Genomic DNA, 16,055 nt, shown 5'->3' with positions numbered 1-16,055 from the left:
TGGGGAGTGCCGACCGCGCTCGGATCGCGCATTCCCCTCGCGTCGCTGATCCAGACGCTCGCCGTCGCCGAGTATCTGAACTTCCGCCATGCCGCCAATGCGCTCGGCGTTGCGCAATCCAGCGTCAGCGCCCGCGTGAAGGCGCTGGAAGAAGACCTTGGCATCCTCCTGTTCGAGCGTCATGCGCGAGGCGTCCGGTTGACCGAAGCCGGACGCCAGTTCGTTGAGCGCGTCGCTGCCGGCGTCGATCAACTGGACCATGCGGTGAAGACCGCAGGCATGGCAGCGGCAGGCGAAAATGGTCGCCTGCGCATCGGCATCCATGCCCTGATACCGGGCAGCTTTCTCGCCGAGCTGATTGCACAATACCGGGAAGATCACCCCGGCATCGAGGTCGAAATCACCGAGGGCACGGCACGCGATGCGGTGATGCAGCTTCGCGACGACCGGCTGGACGTGGCGTTCGTCATCGGAAAGCCCGAACTGCCCGACTGCCACACCCGCCCGGTCTGGACCGAACCGCTGGTTGCCGTGCTGCCGGACGGGCATTGCCTTGCTGGACAACCAACAATCACTTGGGCCGATCTGGTCGGCGAGACGTTCCTTGTGCGGCATGGCGGCACCGGCCCGCAAGTGCATGACCACATCGTTCTGCGCCTCGCAGGGAGCTGGCCTTCGCCGTCGATCCTGCGCTTCGACGTGGAGCGCGGCACGCTGCTGTCCATGGTCGGACAGGGCTTCGGCATCACCATCGTCGGCGCGGCCACGGCGCTGCTGCCGACAACCGGCATCGTCTTCCTACCTTTCGCCGACGAGCCGGAGCCGGTTGCCTTTGCCGCCGTCTGGTCGCCATTCAATCGCAGCGCCGCCCTGAAAAACCTGCTCGACCTCGCAGGCAAGATGAGCCGTTCCAACGACTCGCTCCACCAGTTGCGCGGCGATGGCGCTTGGCCGGCGCGATAACGGCAAAGGCAACCCGTCCTATTTGCCGCCGATAGTATCCGGCAGCCCTCCCGCATCCTGTTTCCTATTGCCCGTCCCGCTTTCGCCTATTCTCTGATCGGCTCCGTCTCTTTTGCCGACTGGAGCCTGCATTGCGCGGAGGCCGAATCCTTTGGGGTCAGATCGCTATCGTCTTCGCCATCGTTCTGGTGATGGTGTGGGCGGCGACGCAATGGACGGCGTTTCGCCTCGGCTTCCAGCCGCAGCTTGGAGCGCCATGGTTCGAGTTGGCGGGCCTGCCGGTCTATTATCCGCCCGCCTTCTTCTGGTGGTGGTTTTCGTTCGACGCCTATGCGCCTGCGATCTTCACCGAAGGGGCGATCATCGCCGCGTCCGGCGGCCTTGTCGCCATCGCCGCCGCCATCCTCATGTCGGTCATCCGGGCACGGGAAGCCCGCAACGTCGCCACATACGGATCGGCGCGATGGGCAGAGGATCGGGAAATCCGCAGCGCCGGATTGCTCGGCCCCGATGGCGTGGTGCTTGGCCGATACGACAGGGATTATCTGCGCCATGACGGTCCCGAGCATGTCCTGTGCTTCGCCCCGACGCGCAGCGGTAAGGGCGTCGGATTGGTGGTGCCGACGCTGCTGACATGGCCCGCATCCGCCATCGTCCACGACATAAAAGGGGAAAATTGGACCCTCACGGCGGGATTCCGTGCGAAGCACGGCCGCGTCCTTCTGTTCGATCCGACCAATGCCGGATCGTCCGCCTACAACCCGTTGCTGGAGGTCCGGCAAGGGGAATGGGAAGTCCGCGACGTGCAGAATATCGCGGATATTCTGGTCGATCCCGAAGGGAGCCTCGACAAGCGCAACCATTGGGAAAAGACCAGCCACAGCCTGCTGGTCGGCGCGATCCTGCATGTCCTCTATGCGGAGACCGACAAGACGCTGGCGGGTGTCGCCAACTTCCTGTCCGACCCGCGCCGCCCGGTCGAGGCGACCTTGCGCGCCATGATGGACACGCCGCATTTGGGCGAAGCCGGCGTTCATCCTGTCATCGCGTCATCGGCCCGCGAGCTGTTGAACAAGAGCGAGAACGAGCGCAGCGGCGTCCTTTCCACGGCCATGTCCTTTCTCGGCCTCTACCGCGATCCCGTGGTGGCGCGGGTGACGGCGCGATGCGACTGGCGCATTGCCGATCTGGTCGGCAGCCGTCAGCCCGTCACGCTCTATCTGGTCGTGCCGCCGTCCGACATAAACCGCACCAAGCCGCTCATTCGCCTGATCCTCAACCAGATCGGCAGGCGGTTGACCGAGGAATTGACCAGTTCCGGCAAGCGCCATCGCCTGCTGTTGATGCTGGACGAGTTTCCGGCGCTCGGCCGGCTCGACTTCTTTGAGTCGGCGCTCGCCTTCATGGCGGGCTATGGAATCAAAGGCTTCCTGATCGCGCAGAGCCTCAACCAGATCGAACGCGCCTATGGGCCGAACAACGCCATTCTCGACAACTGCCATGTGCGCGTCAGCTTCGCCACGAACGACGAGCGCACCGCCAAGAGAGTGAGCGACGCGCTCGGCACCGCGACCGAGTTGCGGGATTCCACCAACTATGCCGGGCACAGACTGGCCCCGTGGCTCGGGCATCTCATGGTGTCGCGGCAGGAGACGGCCCGGCCGCTGCTCACGCCGGGCGAGATCATGCAGCTTCCACCCACCGACGAAATCGTGATGGTCGCGGGCACGCCGCCGATCCGCGCGACCAAGGCCCGCTATTTCGAGGATGCGCGGCTTCAGGAACGCATCCTGACCCTGCCCGATCTGGCCGCCGCTCCGCTGGCGCCCGGCCGATCCGCCGATGATTGGTCCGGCCGCGTGGTCGCGGCGGAAAGCCGTTCCGCGCCGCGCGCCGCAGACGGGGCCGATGGCGATCCGGCCAATGCCGGCATCCGCCGCGAGCCGGAATTGCCCGAGCATGAGGAAATCGTCGCTGCGCCGCCGTCGCCCGAACAGGAGTTCGAGTTTCTGGACGACGAGCCGGACGTTGACGCGGCCAAGGCCCGCGCCATGCGCCAGCGCATGAGGATGGTCGCGCGGCAGGTGGCGATGAACCCCGATGATGGAATCGACCTTTGAGGACAGGCCCATGACCACACGCACCCGCCTGAATATCTATTTCGACCCCGCGCTCATTCCGCAGATCGAGGCGATGGCGCTGCGCCGCTCGGTGGCATTGCGCCGCAATGTCTCAAAATCCGCAATCGTGGAGGCGGCGGTCATGTCCTATCTGTCCGGCGATGCCGACGACCAGCTTGAAGCCGCCATGTCTCGCCGCTTGGACAAGCTCGGCCGCCAGATCGACACGCTCGACATGGACCTTGCCGTTCTCGGCGAGACGGTCGCGCAGTTCATCCACTTCTGGATGACCATCACGCCGCCGCTTACGGGAGCCGCGCAATCCGCTGCCCGCGCCAAAGGAGCGGAGCGGTTCGAGGGCTTCATGCAGAATCTCGGCCGGCGTCTGGCGACGGGCGACAGGTTCCTCAAAGAGATTTCGCGCGACCTCGACTCACTTCCCGACGACCCATTGCCGGACGAGTCCGAGAGCAACGGCGATCAAGAGTAGGTATTCGGACCCATCCTATTTACCGCCGTTCGCCGCCGATCACCGCACAGAGCTAGATACTTGTTGAACCGGCCCAATTCCGGGCTTTCTTAATCGACCCCGATCCGGGGACCGCCTGTTGCGCCCCGCCAGAAGCCGGGGCCGACATGACTGCCAACCACCACAGACAGGAAGCGATCCAGCGCGGCGCGCGCATGTTGCGCACCGCGCTTGGCCCCGCCATTGCCCGGTTGCTCGAAGACCCGGCGGTGGTCGAGGTGATGCTGAACCCGGACGGCCGCCTTTGGGTGGACCGCCTGTCGGAAGGGCTTTCCGACACGGGCGAACGCCTGTCGGCCGCCGATGGCGAACGCATCGTGCGGCTGGTCGCGCATCATGTCGGCGCGGAGGTTCATACCCGCAGCCCCCGTGTCTCGGCCGAGCTGCCGGAGAGCGGGGAGCGGTTCGAGGGGCTTTTGCCGCCCGTGGTCGCCGCCCCGACCTTCGCAATCCGTAAACCTGCCGTCGCGGTGTTCACGCTCGACGATTATGTGGCCGCCGGAATCATGTCCGCCGATCAGGCGGAAACGCTGCGCGAAGCCGTTTCCGCCCGCGCCAATATCTTGGTCGCGGGCGGCACCAGCACCGGCAAAACGACGCTGACCAATGCGCTGCTCGCCGAGGTGGCGAAGACGCAGGATCGCGTCGTCATCATCGAAGATACGCGCGAGCTGCAATGCGCTGCGCCCAACCTTGTCGCGATGCGGACAAAGGACGGCGTGGCGACGCTTTCCGATCTGGTCCGGTCCTCGCTGCGCCTGCGCCCCGACCGCATCCCGATTGGGGAGGTGCGCGGATCGGAAGCCCTCGACCTGCTCAAAGCATGGGGCACCGGCCATCCGGGCGGCGTCGGCACCATTCACGCCGGCACCGGGATCGGCGCGCTGCGTCGGCTTGAACAGCTCATCCAAGAGGCTGTCGTCACCGTCCCGCGCGCCCTGATCGCCGAGACCATCGACCTTGTTGCCGTCCTTTCCGGGCGCGGTTCCGCGCGCCGGCTGGCCGAACTCGCCCGCGTCGAGGGGCTGGGACCGGACGGCGACTACCAAACCACCCCCGCAACCCCCACCAGCACAGGAGAATCTTCATGATCCGCACTCTTTCGCGCGGCTATAGCCGCATCGCGACCGCCGCATCCGCCCTTGCCATCAGCCTCATGCTCGCCCCGGCCGCCCATGCGTCGGGTTCGTCGATGCCGTGGGAAGCGCCGCTTCAGAGCATCCTCCAGTCGATCGAGGGGCCGGTCGCCAAGATCGTCGCCGTCATCATCATCATCGCCACCGGCCTCGCCTTGGCCTTCGGCGATACCTCTGGCGGTTTCCGTCGCCTGATTCAGATTGTGTTCGGCCTGTCGATTGCCTTCGCCGCGTCGAGCTTCTTCCTGTCGTTCTTCTCGTTCGGCGGCGGGGCGCTCGTTTGATGGCGGGCGGCCTCGAACAACTGGATGCGGTGCCGGGGTTCTCGATCCCGGTCCACCGGGCACTGACCGAGCATATCCTGCTCGGCGGCGCACCGCGCTCCATCGCCATCATGAACGGAACGCTGGCCGGGGCCGTGGGCCTCGGCCTGCGTCTCTGGCTGGTCGGCCTCGCGATATGGGCCATCGGCCATTTCGCCGCCGTATGGGCGGCGAAGCGCGATCCCCAATTCGTCGAGGTGGGCCGCAGGCATCTGCGCATCCCCGGTCATCTGGCGGTGTGAGGGCGCGACCATGATGAACCTTGCAGAATACCGCCGCACCGCAACCCGGCTCGCCGACTATCTGCCATGGGCGGCACTGGTCGGCTCCGGCGTCGTCTTGAACAAGGACGGCAGTTTCCAGAGGACGGCGAAGTTTCGCGGTCCCGATCTGGATTCCGCCGTCGCCGCCGAGCTGGTCGCCGTCGCCGGCCGTATCAACAATGCCGTGCGCCGTCTCGGCTCCGGCTGGAGCATCTTCGTCGAGGCGCAGCGCAGCGACGCCGCGACCTATCCCGACAGCATCTTTCCCGATCCAGCATCGGCTTTGCTCGACGCCGAACGCAAGGCCGGTTTCGAGGAAGCGGGCACGCATTTCGTGTCGAGCTATTTCCTGACCTTCCTCTGGCTCCCGCCAGCCGAGGAAGCCGCCCGCGCCGAAACATGGCTCTACGAGGGCCGCGAGAAAACCGGCGTGGACCCGTGGGAGCTGCTGCGCGGCTTCATCGACCGCACCGACCGCGTGCTGGCCTTGCTCGACGGCTTCATGCCGGAGTGCCGTTGGATGGATGATGGCGCGACGCTGACCTATCTCCATTCCACCATCTCGACCAACCGGCATCGCGTGCGCGTGCCCGAAGTGCCGATGCACCTCGACGCGCTGCTCGCCGACCAGCCGTTGACCGGCGGGCTGGAGCCGCGCCTTGGCGACGCGCATCTGCGCGTGCTGACCATCGTGGGATTCCCGACCGCGACGACGCCGGGACTGCTCGACGAAATGAACCGCCTGCCGTTTCCCTACAGGTGGAGCACGCGGGCGATCCTGCTCGACAAGACGGACGCAACCCGACTGCTCACCAAGATCAGGCGGCAATGGTTCGCCAAGCGCAAGAGCATCGCGGCGATTCTCAAAGAGGTAATGACCAACGAGGCGTCCGCGCTTGTGGACACCGACGCCGCCAACAAGGCGGCCGACGCCGACATGGCGTTGCAGGAACTCGGCGCAGACGTGGCGGGCATGGCCTACGTCACGGCCACCGTCGCCGTATGGGATGCCGACCCGCGCATTGCCGACGAGAAGCTGCGCCTGGTCGAGAAGATCGTTCAGGGCCGCGACTTCACCGCCATGCCCGAGAGCGTCAACGCGGTTGACGCATGGCTCGGCAGTCTGCCCGGACACGCCTACGCCAATGTCCGGCAGCCGCCCATCAGCACTTTGAATCTCGCCCACATGATCCCGCTTTCGGCAGTGTGGGCGGGGCCGGAACGGGACGAGCATTTCGGTGCGCCCCCTTTGCTCTTTGGAAAGACCGAAGGCTCAACCCCGTTCCGGTTGTCTTTGCATGTCGGCGACGTAGGGCACACCCTTGTCGTCGGCCCCACGGGCGCGGGCAAGAGCGTGCTGCTCGCCCTCATGGCCTTGCAGTTCCGGCGCTACGCTGGATCGCAGGTCTTCGCCTTCGACTTCGGCGGCAGCATCCGCGCCGCCTCGCTCGCCATGGGCGGCGACTGGCACGACCTTGGCGGCGGATTGACCGATGGGGCCGAGGCGTCCGTCTCGCTCCAGCCGCTCGCCCGCATCCACGACACCTATGAACGAGCATGGGCGGCGGACTGGATCGCCGCCATCCTCATGCGGGAAGGCATCGCCATCACGCCCGAGGTCAAAGAGTATCTTTGGACGGCGCTGACTTCGCTCGCCTCCGCGCCGGTCGAGGAACGCACCATCACCGGCCTTGCGGTGCTGTTGCAATCCAACGATCTGAAACAGGCGCTCCGGCCGTTCTGCGTCGGCGGCCCCTCAGGCCGGCTGCTCGACGCCGAAGCCGAACATCTCGGCTCGGCGGCCGTGCAGGCGTTCGAGATCGAGGGCCTTGTCGGGACCGGCGCGGCCCCGGCCGTGCTCGGCTACCTGTTCCATCGTATCGGCGACCGGCTCGACGGTCGGCCCACGCTGCTCATCATCGACGAGGGCTGGCTTGCGCTGGACGACGAGGGTTTCGCCGGCCAGCTCCGGGAGTGGCTGAAAACGCTCCGCAAAAAGAACGCATCGGTCGTCTTCGCCACGCAAAGCCTGTCCGACATTGACGGCAGCAATATCGCGCCCGCGATTATCGAGAGCTGCCCGACGCGGCTCTTGCTGCCGAACGAGCGGGCTATCGAGCCGCAGATCACAGCCATCTATCGCCGCTTCGGCCTCAATGACCGGCAGATCGAAATCCTCGCACGGGCGACGCCCAAGCGGGATTATTACTGCCAGTCCCGGCGCGGCAATCGCCTGTTCGAGCTTGGCCTGTCCGAAGTCGGCCTCGCGCTCTGCGCGGCATCCGCCAAATCCGACCAGACGCGCATTGCCGATCTTGTCGCCGAACACGGCCGCGACGGCTTCCTCGCCGCATGGCTGCGCGCGCGCGGAGTCGATTGGGCCGCCGACCTGATCCCCAACCTCACCAATCTTGCCGACCGACCGGAATCCGCCGCGCCGACCCGGCTCGATACCCACCCCACGCAGGAGATTCTTCCATGACCTATTCCAAGTTCGTCGGGGCTTCGACCCTCGCGCTGGCGCTCGCCGTGCCTGTCGCGCTGTCGCCCATGCTCGCCAGCCCGGCCCATGCGCAATTCGGCTTCGGCCGCATCGTCTATGATCCGAGCAACTATGCGCAGAACGTGCTCACCGCCGCGCGCACGCTGGAGCAGATCAACAACCAGATCACCAGCCTCCAGAACGAGGCGCAGATGCTCATCAATCAGGCCCGCAATCTGGCGAGCCTGCCGTATTCCTCGCTCCAGCAACTCCAGCAGAACGTCCGCCGCACGCAGCAGCTTTTGGGCCAAGCGCAGAATATCGCGTTCGAGGTCGGGCAGATCGACCAAGCGTTCCAACGCCAATACGGCAATGTCTCACTATCGGCGACCGACGCCCAGCTTGTCGCCGATGCGCGCAGCCGGTGGGAGAACACGGTCGGCGGCTTGCAGGACGCCATGCGCGTTCAGGCGGGCGCGGTCGGCAACATCGACGGCAACCGCGCCGAGATGGCCGCGCTGGTCGGCCAGAGCCAAGGCGCGACCGGCGCGCTGCAAGCCACGCAGGCCGGCAACCAGCTTCTCGCGCTCCAGTCGCAGCAGCTTTCCGACCTGATCGCGGTCATCTCGGCGAACGGCCGGGCGGACGCGCTGACGGAAGCCGAGCGCGCGACCGCCGCCGAACAGGGTCGCATCCAGCGCCAACGGTTCCTGACGCCCGGCACCGGCTACCAGCCGGGCAATGCCCGGATGTTCGGTAACGGCAACAACTGATCGGGAGGCGCGCCATGGACGGCAAGATGCTGGCCCGGCTCGGGGCCGTGGTGTTCGTCGCCATCGCCGTCACGGCGACCGCAATCGACATGGCGCGAAAGGACGAGCCTTCCGCGCCACGGCCCGCATCGGCCCTCCAGCCCTCCGCCGATCCGCTGCGCGCCACCTTGCGCCGTTGTCAGCAGCTCGGCGAGGCGGCGGCGAGCGATGCCGACTGCCTCGCCGCTTGGACTGAATCCCGCGACCGCTTTCTCGGCCGCACGCCAGCGCCGGCCGCGCCGCAGTCCAGCGAAGGGCGCTGACCATGGGGAACACGGGCGTCATCGACAATTTCCTCGGAGTCTTTACTAGCTACATAAACTCAGGGTTCGGCCTGCTCGGCGGCGAAGTCGCCTTCATCGCCACCACCCTGATCGTCATCGACGTGACGCTCGCCGCGCTCTTTTGGGCATGGGGCGCGGACGACGACATTATCGCCCGGCTGGTCAAAAAGACGCTGTTCATCGGCGTCTTCGCTTACATCATCGGTAATTGGAACAATCTCGCCCGGATCGTTTTCGAGAGCTTCGCCGGCCTCGGCCTGATGGCGTCGGGCACCGGATTTTCCGTCACCGACCTGATGCGGCCGGGCCGCGTGGCGCAGACCGGCCTCGATGCCGGCCGCCCGCTGCTCGAATCCATTTCCGACCTGATGGGCTGGATCGCCTTCTTTGAAAACTTCATCCAAATCGCGTGCTTGCTGTTCGCATGGGCGCTGGTCGTGTTAGCGTTTTTCATCCTCGCCATCCAGCTTTTCGTGACGCTGATCGAGTTCAAGCTGACCACGCTCGCCGGCTTCGTGCTGATCCCCTTCGGCCTTTTCGGCAAGACCGCCTTCATGGCCGAGAAGGTCTTGGGCAATGTGGTGTCGTCCGGCATCAAGGTGCTGGTGCTTGCCGTCATCATCGGCATCGGCAGCACCCTGTTTTCGCAGTTCACGGCCGGTTTCGGAGGCGCGACGCCGACTATCGACGACGCCATGGCGATTGTGCTGGCAGCCCTGTCGCTGCTCGGCCTCGGCATCTTCGGTCCCGGTATCGCGAACGGCATCGTAAGCGGCGGGCCGCAACTCGGCGCAGGCGCGGCCGTGGGAACCGGCCTTGCGGTCGGCGGCGCGGCTATCGCTGCCGGTGGCGCGACCATGCTCGCCGCCAAGGGCGGTGCCGCCGCTCTGTCCGGTGGTGCCGCGGCCGTTCGCGGCGGCGCGGCCACCGCAGGCGCGGCGACCGCTGCCTATAGCGTCGGCTCGCTCGGCCAGTCCGGCGCGGCAGGTGTCGCCTCCGGTATGGGTGGCGTTGCACGCGCCGCAGGCTCGGCAGCTATCTCACCCCTGAAACGCGCCGCCGCGAAAGCAACCGAGAGCGTCAAATCCAGCTTCTTCGCTGGCGCAAAGGCCGGGTTCGGCGTGACGGGCGGCAGCTCCACCATGGGCACGGTCGGCGGTGCAAACGCCGCCCCGACCGCATCATCCGCCCCGACCGGCAGCCCTCCCGCATGGGCGCAGCAGATGCGGCGCTCGCAGGCCATGAACCACGGCACCACCATGGCCGCCCATGCGGTGCGCTCCGGCGACAGCCACGGCTCCGGTTCCTCCGTCAACCTTTCCGAAAGTGACCGCTCATGAGCATCTTCAAACGACCAGCAACCCACTACGGCAAATCGCCCGAACCCGAGACACCCTATCAGCGCGCCGCGCAGGCATGGGACGAGCGCATCGGCTCGGCCCGCGTGCAGGCGAAGAACTGGCGTCTCATGGCCTTCGGCTCCCTGATCCTTTCGGCCGGCTTCGCGTCCGCCCTTGTCTGGCAATCCGCACGCGGAACCGTGGTGCCGTGGGTGGTGCAGGTGGACAATCTCGGTCAGGCGCAGACCGTCGCGCCCGCCAATGCCGACTATCGCCCCACTGACCCGCAGATCGCTTTCCATCTCGGCCGCTTCATCGAGCAGGTCCGCGCGATCCCGGCCGACGCGATCATTGTCCGCCAGAACTGGCTTCGCGCCTATGAGTGGACCACGGATCGCGGCGCGGCGGCGCTCAACGACTACGCCCGCGCCAATGACCCCTTCGCCAAGGTCGGCCGGAGCCAAGTCGCCGTCGAGGTGTCCAGCGTCATCCGGGCATCGCCCAACAGCTTCCGCGTGGCGTGGACCGAACGCCATTTCGAGAACGGCCAGCTTTCCACCACGGAACGATGGACGGCCATCCTCACCATCGTCATCCAGCCGCCGCGCGACGCCGAGCGCCTGCGCGCCAATCCGCTGGGAATCTACGTCAATGCAATTTCGTGGTCGCGGGAGATGAGCCAATGAGGACGATCACCCACACCCCGGCAATCGCGGCCGTGCTGCTTTCGGCCACCATGCTCGCAGGCTGCGCCACCAACCGGACGCCGCAATTCAGCTACGACGCCAGCGTGCCGCCGCTGCCGACCGTGCAGGCGGCGGCAACCGACAATACGCCCCGGCCGCTGCATGTGCCCCCGGCATGGACCGTGGCGCGCGGCGGCACCGCCGCAGGCACGCCGACCGGCCGCGTCGAGAACGCCAATGCCGCCGCTCGCGTCGAGCCGCGCCGGGAAGGCTACTACAACGCCATCCAGATTTATCCGTGGTCGGAAGGCGCGCTCTATCAGGTCTATGCCGCAGTCGGGCAGATCACGACCATTGCGCTGGAGCCGGGCGAAAGCCTGACAGGTGCGGGGCCGATCGCGGCCGGCGACACCGCCCGGTGGATCATTGGCGACACCGAGAGCGGCAGCGGTGCAAACCGCCGTGTCCATATCCTCGTGAAGCCGACGCGGCCGGACATTTCCACCAACCTTGTCGTTACCACCGACCGGCGGACATACATGCTCGAGCTGCGCGCGCGGGAATCGCTCTACATGCCATCCGTGGCATGGGCCTATCCCGCACCGCCTGCCGGCCAGCGCCAGACGGTCCCGGCCGCACCCGTCATTCCGGCCGAGGCGGCGCGGAACTATCGCTACGCCTTGCAGGTGCAGGGCGACAGCCCGCCATGGCGGCCGGTTTCCGTCTTCGACGATGGCAGGCGCGTCTATGTCGTCTTTCCGGCCGGGATCGTGCAGGGCGAGATGCCGCCGATCTTCGTGCTTGGATCGAACGGCGAGCCGCAGATCGTCAACAGCCGGGTCCACCGGAACGTCCTGATCGTTGATCGCCTGTTCGGATCGGCCGAACTGCGCCTTGGCAGCGGCAATCGCCAGCAGGTCGTCAGGATCGTCCGCACCAACCCGACGCAGGCCGCCGCCACGCAGCCCGCCAGCGCGACCGGAGACACCCCGTCATGAGCGAGAACACCATCACCGATACCGCTGCGCCCATGCGGCTACGCGCCGAGCCGCCCCGCGTCACCCGCCTGTCGCGCAAGATGCTGGCAGGCGTCGGGGCCGTCGCGTTGTTCGGCGTCGGCGGGGCGCTGATCTACGCCCTCCAGACCCGCGATGCGGGACCGGGCGGCGAAGAACTCTATTCGACCGACAACCGACCCACGGCAGACGGATTGTCCGGCTTGCCGCGCGACTATACGGGCCCTGTCTTGGGGCCGGCATTGCCGGGCGACCTCGGCCGTCCGATCCTCGACGCCCAGAACCGGGGACAGCCGGTCGCGCCGCCCGTCATGACGACGCCGACCGTCGATCCCGCAGAGGAACGCCGCAGGGCCGAGGAAGAAGCCGCGCGCTTGAGCAACGTCTTTTTCCAGTCCGGCCCGCGCACGGGAGCGCCGGCAGGAACGGCCATGCCCGGCCTCGCCGGGCTTGGCCTTGGCGGACAGCCTGCGACGCAGGACCGCCACGCGGCGTTTCTCAACGGGCCGGTGGACCGGCAGACCGTCGCCCCGGATCGCGTCACGCCGCCGGCATCGCCCTATATCCTTCAGGCCGGGGCCGTGATCCCGGCCGCGCTCATCACCGGCATCCGTTCCGATCTGCCCGGCCAGATCACCGCGCAGGTGACGGAGAACGTCTATGACAGCCCGACCGGCAGCTTGCTCCTGATCCCGCAGGGGACGAGGATCATCGGCCAATACGATGATGGCGTGACCTTCGGCCAGCGCCGCGTCCTGCTTGTATGGAACCGCCTGATCCTGCCGGGCGGCCGTTCCATCGTCCTTGAGCGCCTGCCGGGCGCGGACGCCAGCGGTTACGCTGGCCTTGAGGATGGCGTCGATTATCACTGGTGGGATCTGATGAAGGCCGCAGGGCTGTCCACGCTGCTCGGCATGGGCACGGAGCTGGCGACCAGCGACGAGGACCGGCTGATCCGGGCCATCCGCGACGGGGCGCAGGACACCATCAATCAGGCAGGCCAGCAGATCGTCCAGCGGCAGTTGCAGGTCGCACCGACGCTGACCATCCGCCCCGGCTTCCCGGTCAGGATCATCGTCACCCGCGACCTTGTGTTCGAGCCGGCAGGAGGTTGACCATGACGAAACTGAAACTCGGCCCTCTGGCCGACGACAAGCCCGTGAAGATCACCGTAGAGTTGCCCGCGCCGCTTCACCGCGATCTGGTCGCCTATGCCGAGGTGCTGGCCCGCGAGAACGGCCAGCCCGCCGCCGATCCCGTCAGGCTGATCGTGCCCATGCTGGAGCGGTTCATCGCCACGGATCGCGGCTTCGCCAAGGCCCGACGAACCGCAAGCTAAGTCCTATCCCGGCAGGGGTGCCGCCAGCGCATAGACGCAAATGCGGCACGCTACAGGCCGCCGACTGCCCTCCATGGTTCGCTTAATTCCGGGGCCTTGAGCGCCCCGGAATCCACCAGAACCAAGGAGGATTCCATGTGCGCAGAGCGCCGCCGCGCCCGCAAAGGGCGACCGCGACACCCGGTCCCCGAAGCACTCCCCGACGATCTGTTCGACTACGCCGACGAACCCACGCTAGACGGCCGGGAACGCCGCCGGTCGCCGCTTCGTATCGTCGATGTTGAGACGCTGCCGGTCTTCGACGACTGGCCCGAGAAGGTGCCGATCACCGAGGAAGAACTGCAAATCTTCGAGCGGTATTTCGGCGACGTTCTGGACCGGCTGTTCGGGCCAATCGACGATCCTGACAATCAAGGCTTGCCGAAGTTAACACCAGATGGTAACAATGAGCCATGAGCGAGGATCGTGACCCGAGCCTCGACACGCTTCTGGACCTCGACGGACAGGTGCTCGTTGTCGATCCCGAGGGCGGCCATTGGGTGAAGTTTATCGTCACCCGCGTTCCGGTATCGCCGGAAAAGCCGCACGGCCTCGATTACTCGCTCACGCTTCACGGGCCTTCGGGCGAACGGCTGGTCGGCTTCGATAACGCCCATCCGGTCGGCCGGGGCAGACGCGGCGAGCCGATGGACCATCGGCACCGCCTCCAGACCGTGAAGCCCTATGCCTACGAGGACGCGGCCACGCTGCTGGCCGACTTCTGGCAGGCGGTGGACGCGGTGTTGAAGGAGCGAGGTGTCCTATGACCACATTGAAAGTCGGGATTGCCGACTATGAGGAAATGAAGGCCCGCACCATGCGGGTTGCGAAGGGCGAGGAAAAGCCCGCGTCCGACGATCCGAAGGTGTGGTTCACGTCCACGGAATCCTTCGCGCAAATCCTGTCCAGCGGGAACCGGGAGCTGCTGCGCGTCATCGACGAGCAGTCGCCCGGCTCGCTGGAGGAACTGTCGCGGATCACGGGGCGGACCAAGCCGAGCCTGTCCCGAACCCTCAAGACAATGGCGAACTACGGCCTTGTCCGCATGGAACCCGGCGAGGGTCGGAAGCTCATGCCGAAGGTGTTGCATGATCGCGTGGCGCTGGAATTGCCGCTGATAGAACGCCGCGCGGCGAAAGGAGACCGGCCATGAATATGCAAAGCCCCCATGTCGCCCTGCGCGCCGCCCTTTATCTGCGCGTCTCGACCGCCCGGCAGGCAGAGCATGACGTGTCGATCCCCGACCAGAAGCGGCAGGGCGAAGCCTATTGCGAGTCTCGCGGCTATCAGCTTGTGGAAACCTTCGTCGAGCCGGGCGCATCGGCGACCAACGACCGCCGCCCCGAGTTCCAGCGCATGATCGAAGCCGGCACGTCCAAGCCGCCAGCGTTCGACGTGGTGGTGGTGCATAGCTTCTCGCGCTTCTTCCGCGACGAATTTGAAATGGAATACTACTACCGGAAGCTGGCGAAGAACGGCGTCAAGCTCGTTTCCATGACGCAGGAACTTGGTGACGATCCGATCCACCAGATGATGCGGCGGATCATGTCGCTGTTCGACGAATACCAGTCGAAGGAAAACGCCAAGCACGTCCTGCGCGCCTTGAAGGAGAACGCCCGGCAAGGCTTCTGGAACGGCTCGCTGCCGCCCATCGGCTACCGCGTTATCGACGCCGAGCAGCGCGGCGCGAAGATGAAGAAGAAGCTGGAGATCGACCCGCTTCATGCCGACACCGTGCGGCTGATCTTCCGCCTTGCATCGGAAGGCGATGGCACGTCCGGCCCCATGGGCGTCAAGAACATCGTCAGCTACCTCAACAGGAACCGCATGTTCACCCGCAGCGGCGGACGTTGGGGCATCGGCCAGCTTCACCGCGTCCTGACCCGCCGCACCTATATCGGCGAACATCGCTTCAATCGCCGGTCCAAGAAAGGCGAGGTGAAGCCCGAGGAAGAAGTCGTCACCGTCGCGGTGCCGCCGCTGATCGACCTTGAGATATTCGAGGGGGTGCAGAGGCGCTTGCAGGTCAACAATCCGAAGGTGACGCCGCCGCGCGTCGTCAGCGGCCCGAACCTGCTGACGGGCATCTGTTATTGCGGCAATTGCGGCGGGGCCATGACGCTGCGCACCGGCAAGAACGGCCGCTACCGCTATTATGCCTGTTCGATCCGGGCACGGCAGGGCGACACCGGCTGCAAGGGCCGCGCGATCCCGATGGACAAGCTGGACCGCATCGTGGTCAGCCACATCGAGGAAAGGCTGCTGGACCCCGAGCGGATCGAAGATGTGCTCGCCTCGCTGCTGGATCGCCGGCAGGAGAGCGTCGAGCGACGCAGCCAGCACATCGCTGAATTGAACCAGCGCGCGGCCGAGGCCGACATGCGGCTAAAGCGGCTCTATGACGCTATCGAGGGCGGTTCGCTCGACCCGGCCGAATCCGCCCTCGGCGAACGCATCGCGGGCCTCACGGCGATACGGGATCAGGCACGGGCCGACGCCGCAAGGACCGAGGCCATGCTGAAAAGCTCGGCCCATCAGGGCATCACCGGCGCGGCCGTGCGGGAACTGGCGAGCGAAGCGCGCACCCGGCTCCGGCTTGGAGAGGGCGGCTATCGGCGGGATCATGTCCGCGCTTTCGCACAGCGCGTCGAGGTCGCAGACAACGCGATCTACATCAATGGCAGCAAAAGCACCCTCTTGAGGACGCTGATCGCGGCTAAGGG

Annotated in this window: 17 protein-coding genes and 1 pseudogene; all 18 read left to right on the top strand. The window is 66.3% G+C overall.

Going from position 1 to position 16,055, the window contains the following annotated elements; translation table 11 throughout:
* Positions 1-6 precede the first annotated feature (6 nt).
* A complete protein-coding gene (locus QM699_RS01750) occupies positions 7-963 on the top strand; it encodes a LysR family transcriptional regulator (protein ID WP_415009539.1) in 957 nt (318 codons plus the stop codon).
* 131 nt (positions 964-1,094) lie between these two features.
* Positions 1,095-3,083, top strand: a complete 1,989-nt coding sequence (locus QM699_RS01745) for a conjugal transfer protein TraG (protein WP_415009538.1) — start codon at positions 1,095-1,097, stop codon at positions 3,081-3,083.
* Positions 3,084-3,093: 10 nt separating this feature from the next.
* Positions 3,094-3,573, top strand: a complete 480-nt coding sequence (locus QM699_RS01740; protein ID WP_415009537.1) for a CopG family transcriptional regulator — start codon at positions 3,094-3,096, stop codon at positions 3,571-3,573.
* Positions 3,574-3,719: 146 nt separating this feature from the next.
* Complete coding sequence (gene trbB / locus QM699_RS01735) at positions 3,720-4,703, top strand: P-type conjugative transfer ATPase TrbB (protein ID WP_415009536.1); 984 nt, start codon at positions 3,720-3,722, stop codon at positions 4,701-4,703.
* Positions 4,700-5,032, top strand: coding sequence for a TrbC/VirB2 family protein (locus QM699_RS01730; protein WP_415009535.1), 333 nt, complete (start codon positions 4,700-4,702; stop codon positions 5,030-5,032). Before trbB ends, QM699_RS01730 begins: the two co-directional genes overlap by 4 nt.
* On the top strand, positions 5,032-5,313 hold the full coding sequence (locus QM699_RS01725) for a VirB3 family type IV secretion system protein (RefSeq protein ID WP_415009534.1): 282 nt from the start codon (positions 5,032-5,034) through the stop codon (positions 5,311-5,313). Before QM699_RS01730 ends, QM699_RS01725 begins: the two co-directional genes overlap by 1 nt.
* Before the next feature lie 10 nt (positions 5,314-5,323).
* Positions 5,324-7,816: a conjugal transfer protein TrbE gene (gene trbE / locus QM699_RS01720; RefSeq protein WP_415009533.1), complete on the top strand. Its 2,493-nt coding sequence runs from the start codon at positions 5,324-5,326 to the stop codon at positions 7,814-7,816.
* A complete protein-coding gene (gene trbJ, locus QM699_RS01715) occupies positions 7,813-8,589 on the top strand; it encodes a P-type conjugative transfer protein TrbJ (RefSeq protein WP_415009532.1) in 777 nt (258 codons plus the stop codon). Before trbE ends, trbJ begins: the two co-directional genes overlap by 4 nt.
* Positions 8,590-8,603: 14 nt before the next feature.
* Positions 8,604-8,891, top strand: a complete 288-nt coding sequence (gene trbK-alt, locus QM699_RS01710) for a putative entry exclusion protein TrbK-alt (RefSeq protein ID WP_415009531.1) — start codon at positions 8,604-8,606, stop codon at positions 8,889-8,891.
* A 2-nt stretch (positions 8,892-8,893) separates the two neighbouring features.
* Positions 8,894-10,252: a P-type conjugative transfer protein TrbL gene (gene trbL, locus QM699_RS01705; RefSeq protein WP_415009530.1), complete on the top strand. Its 1,359-nt coding sequence runs from the start codon at positions 8,894-8,896 to the stop codon at positions 10,250-10,252.
* A complete protein-coding gene (gene trbF / locus QM699_RS01700; protein ID WP_415009529.1) occupies positions 10,249-10,938 on the top strand; it encodes a conjugal transfer protein TrbF in 690 nt (229 codons plus the stop codon). Before trbL ends, trbF begins: the two co-directional genes overlap by 4 nt.
* Positions 10,935-11,936, top strand: coding sequence for a P-type conjugative transfer protein TrbG (gene trbG, locus QM699_RS01695; RefSeq protein WP_415009528.1), 1,002 nt, complete (start codon positions 10,935-10,937; stop codon positions 11,934-11,936). Before trbF ends, trbG begins: the two co-directional genes overlap by 4 nt.
* Positions 11,933-13,069 (top strand): TrbI/VirB10 family protein, encoded by a 1,137-nt coding sequence (locus tag QM699_RS01690; protein WP_415009527.1) that lies wholly within the window; start codon positions 11,933-11,935, stop codon positions 13,067-13,069. Before trbG ends, QM699_RS01690 begins: the two co-directional genes overlap by 4 nt.
* Before the next feature lie 2 nt (positions 13,070-13,071).
* Entirely contained in the window at positions 13,072-13,293 is a 222-nt protein-coding gene (locus tag QM699_RS01685) for a DUF2274 domain-containing protein (RefSeq protein ID WP_415009526.1), read from the top strand.
* A gap of 135 nt (positions 13,294-13,428) precedes the next feature.
* Entirely contained in the window at positions 13,429-13,749 is a 321-nt protein-coding gene (locus tag QM699_RS01680) for a hypothetical protein (RefSeq protein ID WP_415009525.1), read from the top strand.
* Positions 13,746-14,099: a DUF6516 family protein gene (locus QM699_RS01675; RefSeq protein ID WP_415009524.1), complete on the top strand. Its 354-nt coding sequence runs from the start codon at positions 13,746-13,748 to the stop codon at positions 14,097-14,099. The genes QM699_RS01680 and QM699_RS01675 overlap by 4 nt, the downstream gene beginning before the upstream one ends.
* The gene (locus tag QM699_RS01670; protein ID WP_415009523.1) at positions 14,096-14,485 is read left to right on the top strand and encodes a helix-turn-helix domain-containing protein; all 390 of its coding nucleotides are present in this window, start codon (positions 14,096-14,098) and stop codon (positions 14,483-14,485) included. The genes QM699_RS01675 and QM699_RS01670 overlap by 4 nt, the downstream gene beginning before the upstream one ends.
* Positions 14,482-15,570 (top strand): annotated as a pseudogene (locus QM699_RS01665) (recombinase family protein); the annotation flags it as partial. The gene QM699_RS01670 and the pseudogene QM699_RS01665, both read left to right, overlap by 4 nt.
* Between the last annotated feature and the right edge of the window lie 485 nt (positions 15,571-16,055).

The sequence above is a fragment of the Amaricoccus sp. genome, assembly GCF_047602525.1.
Lineage (GTDB): Bacteria > Pseudomonadota > Alphaproteobacteria > Rhodobacterales > Rhodobacteraceae > Amaricoccus.
This window is presented reverse-complemented; position numbering and strand designations above follow the sequence as displayed.

Coding starts and splice junctions, on each gene's coding strand:
- QM699_RS01740 (WP_415009537.1), top strand. CDS start 3,094: ATGACCACACGCACCCGCCTGAATATCTATTTCGACCCCGCGCTCATT.
- trbB (WP_415009536.1), top strand. CDS start 3,720: ATGACTGCCAACCACCACAGACAGGAAGCGATCCAGCGCGGCGCGCGC.
- QM699_RS01730 (WP_415009535.1), top strand. CDS start 4,700: ATGATCCGCACTCTTTCGCGCGGCTATAGCCGCATCGCGACCGCCGCA.
- QM699_RS01725 (WP_415009534.1), top strand. CDS start 5,032: ATGGCGGGCGGCCTCGAACAACTGGATGCGGTGCCGGGGTTCTCGATC.
- trbE (WP_415009533.1), top strand. CDS start 5,324: ATGATGAACCTTGCAGAATACCGCCGCACCGCAACCCGGCTCGCCGAC.
- trbJ (WP_415009532.1), top strand. CDS start 7,813: ATGACCTATTCCAAGTTCGTCGGGGCTTCGACCCTCGCGCTGGCGCTC.
- trbK-alt (WP_415009531.1), top strand. CDS start 8,604: ATGGACGGCAAGATGCTGGCCCGGCTCGGGGCCGTGGTGTTCGTCGCC.
- trbL (WP_415009530.1), top strand. CDS start 8,894: ATGGGGAACACGGGCGTCATCGACAATTTCCTCGGAGTCTTTACTAGC.
- trbF (WP_415009529.1), top strand. CDS start 10,249: ATGAGCATCTTCAAACGACCAGCAACCCACTACGGCAAATCGCCCGAA.
- trbG (WP_415009528.1), top strand. CDS start 10,935: ATGAGGACGATCACCCACACCCCGGCAATCGCGGCCGTGCTGCTTTCG.
- QM699_RS01690 (WP_415009527.1), top strand. CDS start 11,933: ATGAGCGAGAACACCATCACCGATACCGCTGCGCCCATGCGGCTACGC.
- QM699_RS01685 (WP_415009526.1), top strand. CDS start 13,072: ATGACGAAACTGAAACTCGGCCCTCTGGCCGACGACAAGCCCGTGAAG.
- QM699_RS01680 (WP_415009525.1), top strand. CDS start 13,429: ATGTGCGCAGAGCGCCGCCGCGCCCGCAAAGGGCGACCGCGACACCCG.
- QM699_RS01675 (WP_415009524.1), top strand. CDS start 13,746: ATGAGCGAGGATCGTGACCCGAGCCTCGACACGCTTCTGGACCTCGAC.
- QM699_RS01670 (WP_415009523.1), top strand. CDS start 14,096: ATGACCACATTGAAAGTCGGGATTGCCGACTATGAGGAAATGAAGGCC.